We start from the raw sequence: 15,030 nt of genomic DNA, 5'->3' as shown, positions 1-15,030 counted from the left end.
CCAGGTTGAGGAAAGTGAGCGGTTATAAACACCTGCCAGAACTGCGTGAGATCATGAAACGGGCTCTGGCGGGGAAGATAATGGTGAAAGCGGCGTGACGGTCATGCCGGGAGTTTCAACTAAAAAAGGGATTGACTCGCGGCATAGACCGTGGACGGATTGCCGTAGATATCAGTGAACGCGCAGTAAACATCGTATTGTGTAGCTGAAGCCACCACCGCGCCGGTTGAATCGTTGACGAGGGTGACCGTCCCATTGGCGCCTGCCGATGAAGGGGCGGAGGTGTACGATGCAAAAGCCGTTAAAGCGGCCAGGTTGGCAGGGCCGCCGGCGCTCGGCGACGGCATCAATACGCAATAGTATGCGCCGCCCTCGCTCAGATCGAATGTGACGTCGACCCCCCACACCGCGTTGGCCGCGGCGGTCAGGCTGTTGGCCACCGGCCCCAAAGTGTCCGCCCCGGTTATGGGGCTGCCGGTGGCGGCGGCCACCACGCTTGGGTTGGCCGATGCGTCCTTGAATCCGCAGTAAACATCGTACGTGGAAGCGGGATTAAAACCGGCCACTGTATTGTCATTCGTAAGGGTGATGGTGTTCACGCCAAGGGACGAAGCCGCCGTGGTGTTGATGGCGCCGATGGCTGGAGCCCCGCCCCCGGAAGGGGTGATGGCGGCGCACCACCATGTGCCTGCCTCGGTAACATTGTATGTGATGTCAATTCCGCCGTTGAAGCCGTTCACCGCGGCGGACAGGGAAGTGATGTTTGGCGGGGTGATGTCCACCGCGCTGATATTGCCCGACCATCCCAATGCAATAAAGTTGGAGGCCACGTCATAAATGGTAATGTACCATGTGTAGAAAGCATGCCCCGCCGTCAAAAGACTCGGGAACGTATAATTCCCGGCGGCGGCGCAATTGAAGAGGAATGACTGGTACACCTGGACGCCGTTGTCAAACAACGTCGCCAGGCAAAGGCCCGATTCGGCCGGGCCTGTCCAACTGACCGCGAGGGGATTGGCGACATTCCATGTGGCCCCACCGCCCCCTTGCGGATTCATTGTGGCTGTGATGTCCTTGTAATCCTGCGTATAGAGGGTGTCCGGCCATGTTATGGGCCCATGGATGATCCATTGGGCGGCGTATCCGGATCCTATGAGCGCATTCAGGTCCACCCCGACGGCGTATGTCCCCGGCGCGACGTTGTTGAACACGAAATAACCATTAACGTCCGTCAGCGTTGTGGCTGTCGCCAGCCCGGGAGCCGTTGTCGGGCATCCGGCGATATAGTTATTTTCAGTGCAAAGATATACGGTCACGCCCTGGAAAGGGGTAGTGTTGGAATACCTGACATATCCGTCTATGGTGAATGTGGACGTGTTGACATAGCCCGGATAATCGAAGGCGATGGAGGTGGAGCAGTTTGTCTGGATGTTGGCCACGGCGCTGGTCACCCCGCCGCGCGAGTCGGTCGCGGTGCACCCCAATGTTATGGCCGTGGACGGCCCGGTATCAGGCAGGCATCCTGAAACGGCCACCGTATTGCCGTATGTGGATATATGGTCCCATGAGCCCACCTCGCTTATGCAAACCTGGCTCGTGCACTGGTCATTGCCGTTGATCGCCGCCACCACCGCCGACATGTCGAAATAGACCGAGTCATTGGCGTTGGTATCGGTCACCGAACATTTGCACGACGATCCGAAACCAATGGTTGTGGTGGTGGCCCCGGTGTAGTCAACGCAATCGATCACCGCTCCGGCCGGCGCCACATTGGGATCCATTGCTATATTGAGAGGAGACATGGTGGGCCCCACAGTTACATTGTTGGCCCGGCCATAGATTATCCCGCCGTCGCTGAGCCCAACGCTTATGGTGAAGTTTCTCAATGAGCCGGGCGGGACGAGTATCCATCCGTTGAAATAACCGCTTGCGTTCGAGACCGTGGATATGTAGGAGACCAGCGATACTGGAATGTCCGGCGCGGTGACGGCCACCGAGATATAGGTTATCGTGGGAGTCCCGGTGAAAGGGGTGACAACGTTTGGCGAGGCGGAGACAGCCCCAATTAATGTTCTGCCGTTGGATATGGTGTATGTGGCGTCCTTTGGCCAGGTGATGCTTATGGAGACGCCCATTTTTGCCGTTGTGTCCGCGGATTTTGCGGAACCGGACGAGCCGGAACAACCTGCTATGGACAGCGGAAGCATAATGGCGGCCAACAGATTGCGGACCATGGCGCCATTACGCGGCTTTGAATTCATCAACCACCTCTACGCTGATACGAGGCGTAGTCTTGATATATAAACTCGCCAACTTCTATCCTGAATATATATTATGTTTCCGTGCCCGACAATCAAATCTTTCGCGTTTTATACGGCTCAAGTCCAACTCCGGTCTATTTTCCGAGCCGATTTCGTAACGGCGTGTTATCATTCGCAGATAAGGCGTAAACAGACTGCGGTTTGATAAATGATTGAAAAGAACGTAAAAGACCGGATCAAATCACTTTTCCCCCACGGCGCCGCCACAGACGCCCGGGAGGACCTGATGGTGTACGGCTACGACGCCACAGGCGAAGAACGCGCCCCGGAAATGGTGGCGTTCCCCACCACGCCAGAACAGATCAGCGGGGCGCTAAAGCTCGCCAACGAGCATGGATTCGCCGTCACCGCCCGCGGGGCCGGCTCCGGCTTTGTCGGCGGAGCGATTCCCACCCACAGGGGATTGACGCTGGTGATGACGAAAATGAACCGGATACTGGAGCTGGACACGGATAACCTTACGGCCCTGGTGGAGCCTGGTATCGTCACTTACCAACTGCAAAAAGAAGTGGAAAAACTCGGGCTTTTCTATCCGCCCGATCCGGCGTCGCTGAAGATATCCACCATCGGCGGCAACGTGGCGATGGGGGCGGGGGGGCCAAGGGCTGTGAAATACGGCGTCACGCGCGATTATGTGCTGGGGCTGGAGGTGGTGCTGCCCACGGGGGAGATAATCCAGACCGGGGCGAGGACCGTTAAAAGCGTGGTGGGATACGACCTGACCAGGCTTATGGTCGGATCGGAAGGGACATTGGGGGTGATAACCAAGATAAGGCTCAAGCTGCTTCCCAAGCCGGAGGCTGTGCGCACGATGCTCGCCATGTTCCCCACAGTGGACTCGGCCGCGAAGACCGTCTCCGCCATCATCCGGGGCAAGGTGATCCCGCGTACGCTGGAGTTCATGGACAAGAGCGCGGTGAAGGCGGTGGAGGACTATCTTAAGGCCGGGCTGCCCACCGAGGCTGCGGCGCTGTTGCTTATAGAGACGGACGGGCCGCCTGAAGTGGCGGGCCGGGAGATGGAGCGCATACAGTCGGTTTGCGCGGAAAACGGGGCGGTGAAGACCCAGGTGGCGGCCAACGACGAGGAGGTGGAGCGGCTTTGGACCGTGCGAAGGTCCATATCCCCCGCGATCCTGCGGCTGCGCCCGTCCAAGATCAACGAGGATGTCACCGTGCCCAGGTCGAAAATACCGGACCTGATGGCGCGTCTTTCGGAGCTGTCGGAGCGGGTGGGCCTGCCGATAGTCAACTTCGGCCACGCCGGGGACGGCAACATTCACGTCAACGTGATGACGGACAAGAAGAACGCGGAGGAGTACGCCTTGGCCAAGAAGGCGGTGGACGAGATATTCCGCATATGCTTGGACCTCGGCGGTACCCTTTCCGGTGAGCATGGCATCGGGATAAGCAAGGCGCCGTATGTGGAGTATGAGATAGGGAAGACCGGTGTGGAGATCACGCGCAAGTTAAAGGCCGTGTTCGACCCGAACAACATATTGAATCCGGGCAAGATAACCCCGGACCTTGCGGCGGTCTGACAAAGTCATGGAAGGATGACGGGATGAGGCATATAAAAATAGTTGTCGAAAAGCATCCTGACGGTTATGTTGCGTATCCTGTCGGACTCAAGGGTGTTGTTGTCGGCCAGGGGGATAGTTATGAAGATGCGTTGGCCGATGTGCGGTCAGCCGTAAAAACCCATATAGAAGTATTTGGGGAAGATGCTTTTGATCCCGGCGACGCGGTGACAGAAGTGTTTGTCGCCGAGACGACTGTTTGAGAGTCTTTTGTGAAATTTCCGGTGGACGCGCCGAAAGCAAGAGTTGTAAAAGCGTTTGTAATGCCGGGATTTGAAATTGTTCGTGAAAGGGAGCACATTGTCATGAAGCGCAATAATCATGATGGATCAATTACTCCATTGACAATGCCTGATCACCCTAAAATTAAATCATCGACTCTCAGGATCATTTGTTCGCAATCTGGTATTTCCAGGGAGGAATTTTTAAGTGCGTATGAAAACATTTAGCGGACTCAAATTTATGGATTGCCGCAAGATAACGCCAGAAATGACGGCGGTCTGATTATGGACGCTTTGATAATTCTCGGAAGCGAGTCGGACATGGACGCCGGGGGCGAGGCGGTGAAAATCTTCGCCGGGTTCGGGATCAAACATGAACTTCATATCGCATCCGCCCACAGGTCGCCTGCGAAGGTGAAAAGGCTTGTGAAAAAAGCGGAAAGCTCCGGGGCGAAAGTGATAATCGCCGGGGCGGGGATGTCCGCCCATCTGGCGGGGGTGGTGGCGTCGGAGACATTGCTGCCGGTGATCGGGATACCGATGGCCGGCGGGGGGTTGAACGGGGTGGACGCGCTTTTGTCCACGGTGAACATGCCCGGCGGGGTGCCCGTGGCGACTGTGTCCATCGGAAAGGCCGGCGGCAAGAACGCGGCGCTTCTGGCGGCCAGGATCATGGCGCTTACCGACAAGGGCATCGCCCGCAAGCTGGCGGAATACAGGGATAAAATGGCCGCAGACGTGGAAGATGCGGACAGGCGGATACAACAAAGGGGAATATGAGAATTATCACGAGGGGTGATTTTGACGGGTTGGTGTGCTCCGTGCTGCTCACGGAGGCGGAGGACATTTCCGAGATCAGGTTCACCCACCCCAAGGTGATACAGGCGCGGGAGCTTGCCGTCACCTCCGACGACATCCTGGTCAACCTGCCGTACGATCCGGATTGCGGCATGTGGTTTGACCATCATCTGTCCGAATCGGACACCGGATTCAGGCCGGAGTCGTTTAAGGGGCGCTATGGGCTTGCTCCGTCCTGCGCCAGGCTGATATTGGAGCATTACAACCTGCCGCACTGGGGCAAATACGCGGACCTTGTGAACGACACCGACAAGGTGGACGCGGCCCAGCTTTCATTGAACGACATTTTAAGGCCCGAAGGATGGGTGCGGCTTGCCAACACGGTGGACCCGCGCACCGGCTTCCCGCCGTCCCAGCAATATTTTATGGACCTGATCGGCCTGATCAAGGAACATCCTATAGCCGAAATTCTTGCCATGGACGAGGTGAAGAACAGGCTCCGGGAGTTTTTCAGGCACCAGGAGATTTTCACCGGGCTATTGCAGAAAAATTCCAGCCTGCGCGGGCCAGTGGTGCTCACAGACATGAGAAATGTGGAGCAGGAGACAATTGGAAGCCGGTTCTTGATCTACGCTCTGTTCCCCACGGCCAACGTTTCCGTGCGGGCGTTCCACGTGTCCAAACGGGCCTTCGTGGTGATCGCGGTTGGGCGCAGCATTTTGAACCGCACGTGCGAAAAGGACGTGGGGATGCTCATGAAAAGCTACGGCGGCGGCGGCCATCCGGGCGCGGGCACATGCCGTGTCCCGTCCAAGGACGCGGACGACGTGATCAACGAGATTGTCGAGAAGCTTTCGTAACCAGCCTCGCGCCGCATTTCGCTGGCCGCGCATTTTGCCAAAATCCAGTAATGGGGTAAAATAATAGGATATGTTGTTTCCCATGATGTTTTCCGGAGCCCCTTGATGAAAAAAATCCTTTTTGCCAACGCCAATATTTATTCCCAGGTGAGGGACGCCTACCGCCCCCTGTGGCCGGGATACCTGTCGGCCTATCTGGAAAAGCATATGGGCGAGGGGCATTTTGAGTTCCGTTACATGACGGGGGATTTCGGCAAGGACCTGGAAGAGTTCAAGCCGGACATCGTGGCGATAAGCTCCACCTCGTCAAACTACAACTGCGCTATGAGATACGCCGCCGCCGCCAAGGCCAGGGGGTGCGCGGTGGTGATCGGCGGGATACACATCACATACATGCCCCAGTGCCTGACCAAGGATATGGACGTGGGGGTCGTCGGCGAGGGGGAGATCACTTTCCTGGAGCTGATGCGGCATTATCTGGAGCGCAACGCGTTCGACCCTGAACATCTGGGAGGCATTTCGGGCCTGGTTTATAATCACGGCGGCAAGCTTGTGAGGACGTCGCCCCGCCCCCTGATCGCCTCGCTGGACGAGGTCCCCAGCCCGAAGCGGTCCATTCTCGGCTATGGTTCCCAGGTGTACATGTTCACTTCCCGGGGCTGCCCATATGAATGCACATTCTGCGTTTCGGCCCGGTATTGGGACAAGGTGCGTTATGTGCCGGTGGGCCAGGTAATAGAGGAGATAAGGGAGCTTGTGGACCATGGAGTCGAGGTGATACATTTTTTCGACGATCTTTTCGTCTCAAACCGCAAGCGGCTCCGCCAGATAGCCGACGAGGTGGTGGCCAACGGTTTTCACAAGAAGGCAAGTTTCATATGCTACGCCCGCGCCAACGTCGTCACGCCGGACATGGCAAAATCGCTCAGGGACATGAACGCCATATCGGTGGGAGTCGGGTTCGAGTCCGGCTCCGACAGGGTGCTAAAGTACCTAAAGGGCTCCAACATGTCGGTGGAGGACAACTGGCGCGCGGTGAAGATTTTAAAGGAAGCGGGCCTGCGGGCGCTGGACAATTTCATGATCGGCTCACCGGACGAGACGAAAGAAGAAATAATGCAGACCTATGATTTCATCGCAAAAAGCGGGGTGGACTCCATAGACGTGGCCATAATAACTCCCTATCCGGGCACGCCGCTGTGGAATTACGCGAAGAACCGTGGGCTTGTGTCCGATAACATGAACTGGGACCTTCTCAACAACACCGACAGCCACGGCGGCGGCGTTTTCATCTCCGAGAAACTCACGCGCAAAGAGATAGACGCACTTTACAAGAAGTTCGTGAAGCTTAATTTCATCGTCAAGGTAAAAAGCCTGCGCCACTATCCATATTCCATGACACGCCTTGCGAAGGTGGCATTCCGGTTCATGCTGCGCAACTACAGGCTGCTGCTTTCGTCCTGAGCTTTTGTCAGCGCCTCGGCGTTGGGAAATCCCGCGATCCAATAGACAGCGCCGCCAAAGAGCATGAATACGATATCAAACGAAAAAGTGGTCAGCGAAAGGCTCAGCGCCTCGCCCGCCGAAAGCCCGGCGTAGCCGAACAGGACGACGAAACCCCCTTCCCGGACGCCTATGCCGGAGACCGACACCGGGATGAGCAGCATCGCGGCGATGACCGGGATGAACAGGCAAAAGTCCGCCGGGTCCACGGAAAGGCCCAGCGCCAGCGAGGCGATATAGACGCAGGCTATCCTGTTTGACTGGATAAGGAACGCCCCCGCGGAAGCTTTGAGCATAGAGGCCGGATTGGCCACATATGCCATGAAAGAATCGTGAAGTTCCACTAGTCTCCCGTGGAACCTGTCCATGCCGGCGAATTTTAGAATCCCGCCAATGGCGTCAAGGAAAGGTTTTGCCAGCGCCACGCCGGCCATACCGGCCACGACGACGACGGCCAGCGCCTGAATGAGGGTGTGTATGACCGGTTTATCCGGCAAATGGCGCGGGAAAACGGCCGCCGCCAATATTGCGATCATGAACAACATCGCAAACCCAATCGCCCGGAACACCACAAGCGATGAGAGCGCCTCCTTCGTGTTGGACATGTACTTGGCAAGCCCCACCACTTTCACCACGTCCGATCCCATGCCAGACGGCAACGCGAAACCGAGAAAATTGGACACGACCAGAATATGCGTCATGGGGCGGAAGGGAACATGGAGACCTTTTCCCGCCAGCATCGCAATCCAGGACAGGGCCAACACCGCCTGCTCCAGCAATATCAGGAAAAGCGCCAGGAGCATCCACGCCGGATTGAGCTTTGACAGTGTGCCGGCAAAGACATTGAAGTCCACCCGGGTGAGGATGAAGGCCAAAATGGCGAACGAGACAGCCACGCGCAGCCATTTGCCGCCAGATACTTTTTCTTTGACCGGGATCACCGCCCAACGCCTCCGTTCAGAACTCCCAGACGCTCAACAGCCGTCTTCACCTCATTCACCCCGATCCGCGTCATGCAATGGTTTCCTTCTTTCGGGCATCCTTTCTGGCCGCACGGCATGCAGTCCATCGGCGGAGGGGTGATTATGATTTTTCTGCATCCCACCGGCTCCCACACGTGCGGGTCGGACGGGCCGAACAACGCCACAGTTGGAATGTGGAGCGCCCCGGCCATGTGCATCGGGCCGGAGTCGTTGCACACGATGGCCGCCGAGCGTTCGATCAACGCGGCAAGCTCGCCTAGCGAAAGGCCGGTGAAAAAGGGGATGGCGTATCCGGATGCGCCTCTTATCCGCTTTATCTCTTCCGTGTCCGCCGCCGATCCGGCCAGCGCCACGGCCACCCCCTTCTTGTCCACAAGCCACCGCGCCAGTTCCCCCATCCTGTCGGCGGGCCACCGTTTCACGTCTATCCTGGCGCCGGGATGGAGCAGTATCAGCGGCCTGTCGAAAGTAAATCCTTCTTTCGACATTTTCTCCGCCATTGTCCGGCGGCTTTCATCGGAAACGGCCAGGATGAATTCCGGCTCGTCCGGCCACTTCGCCCCAAGCGCCTCGGCCACCAGGAACTGCACTTTCCACGTATGGTCGTCCGCCGCCGGGGTCTTTGCGTTCACGTTGTAGCACACGCGGTTGCGCCACCGGAAAGGATGCCCCGCCCGGATTTTCGCCCCGGACAGAAGCGAGAACCAGGAGCTTCGCGGTCCGCCGTGCAGGTCCACGGTGATATCATAATTTTCGGCCCGCAGGGTTTTCACCATTTCAAGGTCAGCTTTCCATTGCGGACCTTCCGGTTTGCGGGGGCTTGTGATGACCCTGTCCACGTTCGGGTTGCCGTTGAGAATTTCCGCGAACACGTCGTCCACCAGCATGTGTATCTGCGCTTGCGGGAACGTCCGGCGAAGCCCCGCCAGCGCCGGGTTGGACAATATGATGTCGCCGATGGACCTGTAGCGCAGCGCCAGGATTTTGCGGGCGGAGTGGGGGGCAGCGTTCATATTATGGTCTCAGGCCTGTCCGGCGGCGAGCCTGCGTTCGGTCTCCGCGGCGATCTGGCCGATTATGGTTTCCATCGTGTGCGTGATGGCAAACTCCGGGAAGTGGCGCACGAACTTGCCGATGTCGCTTATGTACCAAATGTGGTCGCCCGAGCGGGCCGCGTCCGTCACCTCGTACAGCGCCTTTTTCCCCGTGATCCGCTCCGCCATGTCGAATGCCTCCAGCACGCTTATGTTGGAGTATCGCCCGCCGCCGATGTTGTACACCTCGCCGGGGCGCGGATTTTGATAGAACAGGTGGAAGGCGCGGGCCAGGTCGTCGCTATGGATGTTGTCGCGCACCTGCTTGCCCTTGTATCCGTAGATCGTGTATTTTTTGCCGGTCACCACGCACTTTACCAGGTACGAAAGGAACCCGTGCAGCTCCGCCCCGGAATGGGCCGGCCCGGTGAGGCATCCACCGCGAAAGCACGCGGTCTTCATCCCGAAATAGCGGCCGTATTCCTGCGCAAGGGCGTCCGCCGCAAGCTTGGACGCGCCAAACAGCGAATGCTTGCTCTGGTCCACGCTCATCGTCTCGTCAATGCCGCGCTTGTGATATTTATGGTCCCCGGAAATCTCCCATCGCCGGTCATGCTCCACAAGCGGCAAGGTGTTGGGCAGGTCTCCATACACCTTGTTCGTCGAAGTGAATATGAACACCGCGTCAGGGCAATGTTTGCGTGTGGCCTCCAGAAGGTTTAACGTCCCGTTGGCGTTGATGGAAAAATCGGTCTTCGGCTCCCGCGCCGCCCAGTCGTGCGACGGCTGCGCCGCGGTGTGGATGACGAGTTTTATGTCGCGCCCATGTTCCGCGAAAAGCCGCTCCATGGCGCCGTCGTCCCGTATGTCCGCGTTCACATGGGCGTATTGCGGTATTTCCTCGGTGAGCCGGGCCTTGTTCCATGCGGTGGAGGCCTCCGGGCCGAAGAAATAGCCGCGCATGTCGTTGTCCACCCCGATGATTTTGCCAAAACCGTGGCGGGAGAAATATCGGACGCACTCCGACCCGACAAGGCCGCACGATCCGGTCATTAACGCTATGTCCATCTACTACCGCCTATCCGTTAAAGGTCAAACAGGCGCCTTGCCAAAAGACCACACAGTCTTCTCCGCTTTTTCGTAAACGCGCCAAAGCAGGTATTTTGACAGACTTGCCGCCGCTCTTAAAGGGGAACGGGCGATTCCGCCGAAAAGTTTTCCGGCGGCGCGCTCCCGCATCCTAAAGTCCCGGTGTCCGCATATAAGTCCCTCGGCCAGCGGCGCGGCAAAATCTCCGCTCCGCGCAATCCGCCCGTTGCTTGCTCCTTTGCCCAGAGCTTCGATCACTTTCTCCATCCTGTGGCGGTATGTATGGCCGGAAAGCACCGTTTTTCGCGCGTTCTCCGCCATCCGCTTGCGTTCCGCGTCATCATCCAGAAGCCTCCGGCATATCTGCGGGGCGTCGTCAAAATTGTGGTACATGGCGGCCTGCCCCTCCGGGAATATCATCCTTGCCCCCTCGTCTATCCACCCCTGGTTCACCACCAGCGCCCCGGCGCAGGGCGCCTCGAAGGAACGCACGTTCAGGTCGCGCCGGGCCAGGATGTTGTAAACAAGCTTGCAGCGGCTATAGAACCTGCCGATCTCGTCGTATGAGTAATAGCGCTCGTTGGTCACCACTTTCATCCCGCTTTTTTCAAACTGGGCGAAGTATTTCTGCTTCTGCGGCGTGATGGTGCCAAGGTAGCCGATGTCGATGTCCCGCGCCACGCCGAAATCGCGGTGAAACTCCTCGTCGGCGGCGAAGGGGAGCCATTCCACGTTGTTACGCCCATAGCTTCTCGCCAGTTGGACCCGGTTGAGCTGGGCGAAAAATGCATGATCGAAAAGGGCGCAAAGCTCCTTGTGCCAGCGGAAGTTAAGATAGTTATCGTAAAGCCAGCAGGCTGCCGGTATGGAAAGCTCGTCGATCCGCCGGGGGAGGAACGGCGCTCCCACGCTCCCCTCCACATAGAAAAAAGCGTCCGGCTTCGGGTTCAGGCCGTTGACGAGCGATACGGCGTCCACCTGCGGATCAACTTTTATCCACTCCTCCGGCGCGTCGGGCGTGGGGGTGACGGGGATGACGGTGTGCCCCATGCGTTGCAGGGCGAGGCAGGAAAAATGCCCCGTCTGCCCGACCTTGTAGTTGCACGCGAGGACTATGATCATCGGCGGGCGGCCAGTATCTTGTCCAGAATGTCCAGGTCCTCCGCCGTGTTGGCGCCGAGCGCTTCGGATGGATCAGCGGTCTTTATCCCGGCGATTGGCAGTCCCGCGCGCGCGGCCATGTTTATAAGGTCGGTGAGGTAATATTCCCCTTGCGCGTTGTTGCGGTCCACTTTTTTCAACGCGCCGAAAAGGAATCCACTGTCGAACACGTAAACACCGCTGTTTATCTCATTTATCTCAAGCTGCGCCGAAGTGGCGTCTTTCGCCTCCACGTTGCCGGTGATTTTTCCGTTCTCCCGCAGGATGCGGCCATAAGAGGCGGGATTGTCCAGCTCAACGGTCAACGCGGCCACGGCGGCGTTTTTCTTCGCCCTGGATTCAATCAGGCGTTCCAGTGTTTGGCGCGTGATAAGCGGAGCGTCGGCGGAAAGCACAGCCACAACCCCCATAAAGCCCGCCAGCGCCTCTTCCGCCTGGGCCACGGCGTGGGCCGTGCCAAGCTGCGGGTCCTGCACGGCGAAGCCCACATCCGGCGCGGCGAACGTCTCGATCACCATTTCGCGCTTGTGCCCCACCACCACCACGATCTTTTCAGGATTTAGCGACCGGGCGGTCTGCAGAATATGCCCCAGCATCGGCTTCCCCCCCACCGGCAAAAGCGCCTTCGGCAGGTCCGATTTCATCCGTTTGCCCATACCGGCCGCCATCACCACCACCGCCAGCTTTTCTTTCATTGTCACTTGAACGCTCCACGCAACAATATTCAGATTCGACATTATAACCCGGAGGGAGCTTGAGAGAACTTCCGGGATGCACGATAATCTTGCATTGGCAAAGAGACGGAAATGAAACTTTTCATATACGAGCATCTTTCGTGTGGCGGCGCGGCCGGGGATGATCTGTCCGCAGGGATGATGGCGGAAGGGCGCGCCATGCTGTGCGCCGCGATGGAGTCTTTCGGCAAGGTTGATGGGATTGATCCGTTCACCGTAAACGGCGGCGAAGGCTTTTGCGAGGCGCTGGAACGATGCGACGCCGCGCTTGTCATCGCACCGGAGACTTTTGGGACGCTTGAAAAAATCACGGCGCGGGTTCAAACGGCGGGGAAAATAAATCTGGGATGCGTTCCTCAAGCTGTCCGGCAAACGGGGGACAAGCTGGCGTTCGCGCGGATAATGGACAAGGCCGGCGTACCCCATCCGAAAACTTATGCGGTTGATGCAACGTTCGATCCGGAGCAGTTGTTTGACGGGCGATGGATTTTAAAACCTGTGGACGGGGCGGGATCGGAAGGTTTTACGATTATGGAAGGCGCATTGCTGGAAATTCACCCCTCAGATGGAATGATCGCCCAGGAGTTTATCGAAGGCGACCCGATGAGTCTTTCGGTGGTGTCCGGCGCGCGTTGGCGCGTTATATTGTCGGTGAACAAACAGAAGTTCGGCGCCGATATGAAATATGCGGGGGGTGAGATACTCGATGACCCGCCATGGGGCGAATGCATTGATATCGTCGAAAAGATATCCCGCGCGATTAATGGTCTGCGAGGCTACTGGGGCGTTGATTTTATCAAGACACCCAATGGCCCGGTGGTCATGGAAGTGAACCCGCGCCTGACCACAAGCTTCTGCGGGCTTGCGGGGGCGATAAGGCCGAATCCGGCGGAATTCATAATGGCGGCGGCCAGGGGAGGGGATATACCGCAAGTAGCGTCGCGCAGGCGCATCACGTTTACATCCAATGGAAGGATTGCGCTCCAATGAAAATCCTGGGGCTGGACATCGGCGGGGCGCATGTGAAATCCGCGGTGACACGCGTTAACGGAGGCCGGACGATATTAGGCGCGCGCAAAATCCATCCGTTCGAAATATTCAGGGAAAAAGAGCGGCTGCGTCAGCTATTAAAGGCGATAAAAGGAAAAGCGAAGCCGGACGCGGTGGCGCTGACCATGACTGGCGAACTGGCGGACGTTTTCAAGTCGCGCGCGGAGGGAGTGCGATGGATTGTGAACGCCGCGCAGGATGTATTTTGCGATACGCCCGCTAAAGTTGTGGATGTGGACGGTAACCTGATAACGCCCGGCTCCGCCTTGCAAAATCCCGCAAAAGCGGCATCCGCAAACTGGGCCGCCACGGCCGCCTGGGTGGCGCGGCATGTGGAAACCTGCTTGATCGTGGACATAGGTTCCACCACCACCGACATTCTGCCAATCAAAAACGGCCGCCCGGCGGTGAAAGGAAAAACCGATTTTCAAAGGCTGAGACACGGCGAGCTTGTTTACACCGGCTATTTGCGGACCAACGCCGCCATGTTATTGCGCGAGCTTCAAGTCAACGGCAGCGATATTCCCATTTGTCCGGAATACTTCTCGATCATCGGCGACGCGCATCTTTACCTCGGCCATATCGGGAAATCGCAATACACCGCCACAACTCCAGACGGCGGAGCAAAAACAAAGTCCGCCGCCGCCAAAAGGCTTGCAAGGCTCGTGCTGTCCGAACCGCAAATAATAGGCCGCAGCGCTATGGCGAAGATCGCATCGCAACTAGTGGAAGCGAATATAAATATGGTAGCGGAAAGTATAAACCATGCGAGCGGCCGCGCCGGATTTCACGGCGCCCCAATAGTATTGACCGGCTCAGGCGCGTTTTATAAAAAGTGGTTGCTATTGCGTTTATCAAACATGTTCATGAAAACTGTCGGCGATGCGGGCGTGGAAAAGATCGATCCCGCCGCGTGCGCGGCGGCGTTGTGGGAAAAAAGAGCGCCCACATCTGAAAACTAGGTATTGTTTTCAGAAAAACGCTTTAATAAGATACTTTGTGGACGGCCGCTGGTTGACCTTTTGAAAATTAATAAACTGGATGAACATAAGGCTGGACAGCCGGAGTGTAAAGATGGTGGTCGACGAGATTTTCAGGTCTGAAATAATCAGGCGCATTTTGTCGGTGGCCAGTCCGGACAAGATTATCCTTTTCGGGTCGGCCGCCGCCGGAGCTATGACTGATGACAGCGACATTGACTTGTTAGTCGTGGAGCCCTCCCCGGTGAACCAACGGGAGGAGAGCCTCCGCATCTATGAAAAACTAAGCGGGATGGGGCGCCCATTCGATGTTATCGTCATTTCAACCGATTGGTTCGATGCCACCAAGGATGTGATAGGAGGAATCGCTTATCCGGCGAATAAGTATGGGAAAGTGATCTATGACGCCGCATAGAGAGGACGTTATTCTTCACCTTGTGACAGAATGGCTGCGCAAGGCCGATTTGGATTTAAAGGCAGCCGGGGCGTTGCTTTTAAGCGGCGAGCAGCTCTTTTACCCCTCTAGTTTTCACTCACAACAGGCCGCTGAAAAATATCTGAAAGCGTTTCTGACTATGGAAAGTGTCCTAAACTTAGTTGAAACGAAGGTATGACCTCACCTGCTACCATGTTTTTGAACGAAAACAACGGAAAGCAAGGAGGTCACATGAAAAGAGTAAACGGTAACGGGAAAACTGGCAAGGGAAGAATGGATTT

16 protein-coding genes are annotated in these 15,030 nt (G+C 57.2%); 10 read left to right on the top strand and 6 right to left on the bottom strand.

What is annotated here, in order from left to right; genetic code table 11:
• Positions 1-119: 119 nt before the first annotated feature.
• The gene (locus HZB29_13215) at positions 120-2,234 is read right to left on the bottom strand and encodes a hypothetical protein (protein MBI5816558.1); all 2,115 of its coding nucleotides are present in this window, start codon (positions 2,232-2,234) and stop codon (positions 120-122) included.
• A gap of 235 nt (positions 2,235-2,469) precedes the next feature.
• Here HZB29_13215 and HZB29_13210 point away from each other — a divergent pair, with 235 nt between their 5' ends.
• The 6 genes from HZB29_13210 (at position 2,470) to HZB29_13185 (ending at position 7,243) form a co-directional block, all read left to right on the top strand.
• Complete coding sequence (locus HZB29_13210; GenBank protein MBI5816557.1) at positions 2,470-3,861, top strand: FAD-binding protein; 1,392 nt, start codon at positions 2,470-2,472, stop codon at positions 3,859-3,861.
• A gap of 23 nt (positions 3,862-3,884) precedes the next feature.
• Entirely contained in the window at positions 3,885-4,103 is a 219-nt protein-coding gene (locus HZB29_13205) for a type II toxin-antitoxin system HicB family antitoxin (protein MBI5816556.1), read from the top strand.
• Between the two features lie 60 nt (positions 4,104-4,163).
• Positions 4,164-4,349 carry a type II toxin-antitoxin system HicA family toxin gene (locus HZB29_13200; protein MBI5816555.1) on the top strand — a complete coding sequence of 62 codons (186 nt, stop codon included), beginning with the start codon at positions 4,164-4,166 and terminating at the stop codon, positions 4,347-4,349.
• A 57-nt stretch (positions 4,350-4,406) separates the two neighbouring features.
• The gene (gene purE / locus HZB29_13195) at positions 4,407-4,901 is read left to right on the top strand and encodes a 5-(carboxyamino)imidazole ribonucleotide mutase (GenBank protein MBI5816554.1); all 495 of its coding nucleotides are present in this window, start codon (positions 4,407-4,409) and stop codon (positions 4,899-4,901) included.
• Positions 4,898-5,779, top strand: coding sequence for an exopolyphosphatase (locus HZB29_13190; protein ID MBI5816553.1), 882 nt, complete (start codon positions 4,898-4,900; stop codon positions 5,777-5,779). Before purE ends, HZB29_13190 begins: the two co-directional genes overlap by 4 nt.
• Before the next feature lie 105 nt (positions 5,780-5,884).
• A complete protein-coding gene (locus tag HZB29_13185; protein ID MBI5816552.1) occupies positions 5,885-7,243 on the top strand; it encodes a radical SAM protein in 1,359 nt (452 codons plus the stop codon).
• Here the strand turns inward: HZB29_13185 and HZB29_13180 are convergent.
• From HZB29_13180 to HZB29_13160, 5 genes are read right to left on the bottom strand one after another with little or no spacing between them, the layout of a single operon-like run.
• Complete coding sequence (locus HZB29_13180; GenBank protein ID MBI5816551.1) at positions 7,219-8,223, bottom strand: flippase-like domain-containing protein; 1,005 nt, start codon at positions 8,221-8,223, stop codon at positions 7,219-7,221. The genes HZB29_13185 and HZB29_13180 overlap by 25 nt on opposite strands.
• Positions 8,220-9,278 (bottom strand): lipopolysaccharide heptosyltransferase II, encoded by a 1,059-nt coding sequence (gene waaF, locus HZB29_13175; GenBank protein MBI5816550.1) that lies wholly within the window; start codon positions 9,276-9,278, stop codon positions 8,220-8,222. The genes HZB29_13180 and waaF overlap by 4 nt, the downstream gene beginning before the upstream one ends.
• A gap of 9 nt (positions 9,279-9,287) precedes the next feature.
• The gene (locus HZB29_13170; GenBank protein MBI5816549.1) at positions 9,288-10,367 is read right to left on the bottom strand and encodes an NAD-dependent epimerase/dehydratase family protein; all 1,080 of its coding nucleotides are present in this window, start codon (positions 10,365-10,367) and stop codon (positions 9,288-9,290) included.
• Between the two features lie 24 nt (positions 10,368-10,391).
• Positions 10,392-11,510, bottom strand: a complete 1,119-nt coding sequence (locus HZB29_13165; protein ID MBI5816548.1) for a glycosyltransferase — start codon at positions 11,508-11,510, stop codon at positions 10,392-10,394.
• Positions 11,507-12,250, bottom strand: a complete 744-nt coding sequence (locus tag HZB29_13160; GenBank protein ID MBI5816547.1) for an NTP transferase domain-containing protein — start codon at positions 12,248-12,250, stop codon at positions 11,507-11,509. The genes HZB29_13165 and HZB29_13160 overlap by 4 nt, the downstream gene beginning before the upstream one ends.
• 105 nt (positions 12,251-12,355) lie before the next feature.
• Here HZB29_13160 and HZB29_13155 point away from each other — a divergent pair, with 105 nt between their 5' ends.
• From HZB29_13155 to HZB29_13140, 4 genes are all read left to right on the top strand, one after another.
• Positions 12,356-13,273, top strand: coding sequence for an ATP-grasp domain-containing protein (locus HZB29_13155; protein ID MBI5816546.1), 918 nt, complete (start codon positions 12,356-12,358; stop codon positions 13,271-13,273).
• Positions 13,270-14,295 (top strand): hypothetical protein, encoded by a 1,026-nt coding sequence (locus tag HZB29_13150; GenBank protein ID MBI5816545.1) that lies wholly within the window; start codon positions 13,270-13,272, stop codon positions 14,293-14,295. Before HZB29_13155 ends, HZB29_13150 begins: the two co-directional genes overlap by 4 nt.
• A 79-nt stretch (positions 14,296-14,374) precedes the next feature.
• Positions 14,375-14,728 (top strand): nucleotidyltransferase domain-containing protein, encoded by a 354-nt coding sequence (locus tag HZB29_13145; protein ID MBI5816544.1) that lies wholly within the window; start codon positions 14,375-14,377, stop codon positions 14,726-14,728.
• Positions 14,715-14,927, top strand: a complete 213-nt coding sequence (locus HZB29_13140) for a HEPN domain-containing protein (protein MBI5816543.1) — start codon at positions 14,715-14,717, stop codon at positions 14,925-14,927. The genes HZB29_13145 and HZB29_13140 overlap by 14 nt, the downstream gene beginning before the upstream one ends.
• Positions 14,928-15,030: the final 103 nt, after the last annotated feature.

The sequence above is a fragment of the Nitrospinota bacterium genome (assembly GCA_016235255.1).
In the GTDB taxonomy this organism is placed as follows: domain Bacteria; phylum Nitrospinota_A; class UBA7883; order UBA7883; family JACRLM01; genus JACRLM01.
This window is presented reverse-complemented; position numbering and strand designations above follow the sequence as displayed.

Excerpts from the sequence above, each read along its gene's own strand:
- HZB29_13215 (MBI5816558.1), bottom strand. The coding sequence starts at position 2,234 with ATGGTCCGCAATCTGTTGGCCGCCATTATGCTTCCGCTGTCCATAGCA.
- waaF (MBI5816550.1), bottom strand. The coding sequence starts at position 9,278 with ATGAACGCTGCCCCCCACTCCGCCCGCAAAATCCTGGCGCTGCGCTAC.
- HZB29_13165 (MBI5816548.1), bottom strand. The coding sequence starts at position 11,510 with ATGATCATAGTCCTCGCGTGCAACTACAAGGTCGGGCAGACGGGGCAT.
- HZB29_13145 (MBI5816544.1), top strand. The coding sequence starts at position 14,375 with ATGAACATAAGGCTGGACAGCCGGAGTGTAAAGATGGTGGTCGACGAG.
- HZB29_13210 (MBI5816557.1), top strand. The coding sequence starts at position 2,470 with ATGATTGAAAAGAACGTAAAAGACCGGATCAAATCACTTTTCCCCCAC.
- purE (MBI5816554.1), top strand. The coding sequence starts at position 4,407 with ATGGACGCTTTGATAATTCTCGGAAGCGAGTCGGACATGGACGCCGGG.
- HZB29_13190 (MBI5816553.1), top strand. The coding sequence starts at position 4,898 with ATGAGAATTATCACGAGGGGTGATTTTGACGGGTTGGTGTGCTCCGTG.
- HZB29_13185 (MBI5816552.1), top strand. The coding sequence starts at position 5,885 with ATGAAAAAAATCCTTTTTGCCAACGCCAATATTTATTCCCAGGTGAGG.
- HZB29_13170 (MBI5816549.1), bottom strand. The coding sequence starts at position 10,367 with ATGGACATAGCGTTAATGACCGGATCGTGCGGCCTTGTCGGGTCGGAG.
- HZB29_13140 (MBI5816543.1), top strand. The coding sequence starts at position 14,715 with ATGACGCCGCATAGAGAGGACGTTATTCTTCACCTTGTGACAGAATGG.
- HZB29_13150 (MBI5816545.1), top strand. The coding sequence starts at position 13,270 with ATGAAAATCCTGGGGCTGGACATCGGCGGGGCGCATGTGAAATCCGCG.
- HZB29_13205 (MBI5816556.1), top strand. The coding sequence starts at position 3,885 with ATGAGGCATATAAAAATAGTTGTCGAAAAGCATCCTGACGGTTATGTT.
- HZB29_13200 (MBI5816555.1), top strand. The coding sequence starts at position 4,164 with ATGCCGGGATTTGAAATTGTTCGTGAAAGGGAGCACATTGTCATGAAG.
- HZB29_13155 (MBI5816546.1), top strand. The coding sequence starts at position 12,356 with ATGAAACTTTTCATATACGAGCATCTTTCGTGTGGCGGCGCGGCCGGG.